Source organism: Bacillus sp. EE-W1 (assembly GCF_009760835.1).
Taxonomy (GTDB): domain Bacteria; phylum Bacillota; class Bacilli; order Bacillales; family Bacillaceae_G; genus Bacillus_A; species Bacillus_A wiedmannii.
In genome coordinates this window covers 547-3,368 of record NZ_WIPE01000032.1, presented here as the reverse complement: position 1 = coordinate 3,368, position 2,822 = coordinate 547, and the positions used below count along the sequence as shown (strand labels likewise).

Annotated in this window: 3 protein-coding genes; all 3 read right to left on the bottom strand. The window is 34.4% G+C overall.

Annotated features, from left to right (window positions below):
- Positions 1–615 (bottom strand): protease inhibitor I9 family protein (locus tag GFJ36_RS29330; protein WP_242015929.1); only part of this gene is annotated, 615 nt, incomplete at its 3' end.
- A gap of 389 nt (positions 616–1,004) precedes the next feature.
- A complete protein-coding gene (locus GFJ36_RS02735; RefSeq protein ID WP_157349449.1) occupies positions 1,005–1,646 on the bottom strand; it encodes a response regulator in 642 nt (213 codons plus the stop codon).
- Position 1,647: 1 nt separating this feature from the next.
- Positions 1,648–2,822, bottom strand: a 1,175-nt coding sequence (locus GFJ36_RS02730) for a GAF domain-containing sensor histidine kinase (RefSeq protein ID WP_242015928.1), incomplete at its 5' end; no start/stop codon positions are given.

The following is a 2,822-nucleotide window of genomic DNA, read 5'->3' as shown; positions in this document are numbered from 1 at the left end:
TGGTACACTATCTGCCATTTTGGGTTCGGCAGCCGTCTTAGCTGTTTCTTTCGGTAAATCAATTTTGACCTCACGATCTTCCCATACACGCTTAACAATACCAGTGCGAACTAAATCTTCGATCATATTCGCAGGTAACGACATTGCCACACCATTAAAAGCATTCTTATATTCTCTTGTTATTTTGGCAGTTTTAAAATCCGGCCCCTTATCTTTCTTTTTTTGAAGCTGTTCAAGCTCAGTTTTAAATCCTTTATGCGATGCTTCCACCTTTTGTTCTGCAGTTGAAAGAGCTATTTTTTTCCCTTTAGCTGCTTGTTTTAACATCTCGATTTTGCTAGGTGCTTGCTTAAATTCTACAATCACATTCACATTATCAGGACTTGCTGTATTAATGCCTGGTGAAATAACAAAACCAGGTTTTGTATCTAATGTTTTTAAAGCATTACGTTGTTCCTTTGTAAGTCCTTTCAATATAGAACTTGCATCATCAATTCCAGTTAAAGTAGATGTATTTACTTCTTCTGCCAATACGTTATATGGAATTCCTTGAGACATTAACATACCAACAGTTAGCGTTCCGATAAGTATTCTTCCGAATTTCCCCTTCTTCATAGCGCATCTCCTTATTATTAAAATTATTTTTTCTAAAATAAATCTTCTGAGCTCCTATGTAGCATTGGCAATTCTATCAACCTTGGATCTATTTAAAAGGATCAAAAATCTCCAACACTACTACCGCCATCCCCACACTTCTAATCTTCTTTCTATAAAAGCCCCATAAATTGTTTCCAACTACAATGATTTACAACATGAATTATTAGTAGCTTTAAGCAATAATTCTATTTTTATTATTCCACATTCTAACTTTTCTGAAAATTAAACGAAAGGCGTATCTTTTTTCTAATGATTCTATGTCTACATAGTACAAAAGAACTATCTTGCTCTTTATTCTTTGTAATATAGAATAAAGAAACACGATAGTTCTTTTAAACATCTCTTATTTAATCCAACGGAACCAATTGATTTCGAACAGCATAAATCACCGCTTGCGACCGACTTTTCACATTTAGTTTTTTAAAAATTTTATTGATGTGAATTTTAACTGTTTTATCACTAATATATAAAACTTCAGCAATTTCTTTATTACTAAGTCCTTTTACTAGTTCAAAGAGAATTTCCTTTTCACGTTCCGTCAGTTCATTTTCATTTGATTCTACTTTCATTTTTTGCTGATGATATGTAATTAATTTTTTAGTCATACGCGGATGAATAACTGAATCACCTCGATATAACATCCGAATTGCTGCTACTACCTGCTCCGATGATGAATCTTTCAATAAATACCCATCAGCACCAGCTTGGAGTGCATCCATTAAATACTCATCATGCTCATACATTGTAAACACAAGTACTCGGCAATTTGGATAATTTTTTTTCACCAACTCTGTAGCTTCAATACCATTTTTCCCAGGAAGATTAATATCCATCAAAATACAATCTGGTCTGCATTCTTCTACTTTTTCCAATACTCCGTCCCCAGAGCTAGCTTCTCCAACCACGTTCATATCAGATTCATCCTCTAGTATGCTCCGAATTGCGTCTCGTAAAAAAGCATGATCATCCACTACTAATATTTTAATCATTTTACGCACCCCTTGTTTGTGAATCTGGAATTAATAGTGTAATTTCTGTCCCTTTCCCTACAGAACTATCAATCTGTAAAGTAGCCCCTAATTGTTCAGCTTGTTCATTCATATGTAATATACCATAATGTGGCTCATTCTTCGTTTTAACCATAGACTCAAATAGTGAAAAACCAACCCCATTATCCTTAACCCTTAAAAGCACGTGCTCACTTTGATAGCTAAGTAAAACATCAGTCTTGTCTGCTTGTGCATGTTTTACAATGTTTTGCAAACTCTCTTGTAATGTATCAAAAATAGCTCTTTCTTTTGAAAAGCTAAGCGCACGTGCATGACCTCTTTCATGATATGTAATATCTAGTTCATATTCTTGTTTTAAAGACTTTATTTTACTTGCTATCGCCTGCTTTAGCCCTAATTGTTGTGTCGGATATGGTTTTAAAGCATAAATAGAATAGCGAACTTCTCCTAAGCTTCCTCTTAAATCTTTTATACTTTTCTCTACTATTTGTTGCATATCTATTGGTTTATCACGATATTTTTTCTGCGCGGATTCTAGTTGATATATCACCCCTGCCAATGTTTGCGCAATACCATCGTGAATTTCGCGTGCGATTCTATTTCTTTCTTCTAAAATCATTCTTTTTTCCTGTTCAGAAATCAATATCCTTGTTTTAACTACGTTAGCTAATTGGTTAGAAAACGTAGCTAAAGACTGTACATCTTCCGGGAAAAAACCCGCAGTTCTACTTTTCCCTGCAACAAACATTCCGACTAGTTCATCATTTACAATAAGAGGAAAATATACAAGGGAGCGTATGACACTATCAAATATTTCATCTCCAGGAGCCGTACCAGTTTTCCAATCATTAAACACAAGATTTTTAGAGATTCCCTCAAACTTTTCCGAATGATCAGAAATATCAAGACGAACTTTCCCATCTTTTAATAGAAGATTCCAGTTTCCATCATCTTTTGTCCATATTCCATATGCTTGTATGCCAAAAAAACCTTTAAGTGCTTGTTTAATATGTTTCAGGTTCCCTCCGGTTAGTCCACGACTAATTTCTGTCGTAATAAGAAACAGCTCATATAATCGTTCCTTCTCCATCCTTATCCGTACAGAAAAAGAGCTAATAACTGAAATTGCTACAAGTGGAAAAAAGAAAAACAGTA